Below are 705 nucleotides of genomic sequence, written 5' to 3'. Positions count from 1 at the left end.
TCGGGTTCGTCTTAGGTGGCGGTTTGATTTCTTGGTGGCAAGGATTTCCCAACCGAATCAAGACCATGGCCTTGGGTTCCTTTATCTTGGCGGCCTGCACCTTGGGATTAGGTTCGACCAGCAACTTTTGGTTGTATGTCGTCCTGATGGTCATTACAGGGATTGCCGTCCCTTTATTCAATACCCCATCTATGGTTTTGATTCAAGACCATGTGGAAGAAGCCTATCTAGGTCGGGTGTTTGGGGTCATGTCTATGATCAACACCGCCATGATGCCTTTAGGAATGGCCTTGTTTGGCCCCTTAGCTGATTTTATGCCCATTTCTTATATCCTATTATTCGCAGGATTTGCCTTAGTCATCCTGTCATTTGGCTTCCTGCGCAATAAAGCTTTGTTAGAAGCAGGGAAACCAATAGCTAAAGTGAAATAAAGCAAGGTGTGACAAAAGTTGTTTAGACTAGACGCGATGGACCAAAAGCCAAACCATTACTGCTAAGTAATTGGCGTATTTTGGGAAGTGTCGGAAGAGTTTGACTTTTTGAAACCCAATTATAAGCGAGGTTTCATAAGTAAAAGAGGTCGAAACGAATGTTACGACCTCCACGTATACAAGAGTAGCGATTTGCTGCTCTTTTTTATTTGAAAAATGACTTAGTGGTTTTTACGCTGAAATAGCTTGTATAGGTCATTCGTGGCAATCACTA

The 705-nt window shown here is 43.0% G+C and carries 1 protein-coding gene; it reads left to right on the top strand.

The genetic code is table 11. The features are described 5' to 3' along the window. On the top strand, nucleotides 1-431 hold a 431-nt coding region (locus ACRCJ0_RS17630), incomplete at its 5' end, for an MFS transporter (protein ID WP_431391447.1). Nucleotides 432-705: the final 274 nt, after the last annotated feature.

The sequence above is a fragment of the Aerococcus sp. L_32 genome (assembly GCF_050689315.1).
The sequence above is the reverse complement of the archived record's forward strand: the minus strand, read 5'-3'. Positions and strand labels throughout refer to the sequence as shown.